Annotated in this window: 1 rRNA gene; it reads left to right on the top strand. The window is 51.9% G+C overall.

Annotated features, from left to right (window positions below):
• Nucleotides 1-212 (top strand): 23S ribosomal RNA (locus WYK_RS06520); the annotation flags it as partial.

Below are 212 nucleotides of genomic sequence, written 5' to 3'. Positions count from 1 at the left end.
GCTGTCCTTAGTACGAGAGGACCGGGATGGACGCACCGCTGGTGTACCAGTTGTCTTGCCAAAGGCATAGCTGGGTAGCTACGTGCGGACGGGATAAGTGCTGAAAGCATCTAAGCATGAAGCCCCCCTCAAGATGAGATTTCCCATAGCGTAAGCTAGTAAGATCCCTGAAAGATGATCAGGTAGATAGGTTTGAGGTGGAAGCGTGGTGA

The sequence above is a fragment of the Peribacillus psychrosaccharolyticus ATCC 23296 genome (assembly GCF_000305495.1).
Lineage (GTDB): Bacteria > Bacillota > Bacilli > Bacillales > DSM-1321 > Peribacillus > Peribacillus psychrosaccharolyticus.
Note: the sequence above shows the minus strand (reverse complement) of the source record. Positions and strands in the feature narration are given on the sequence as shown.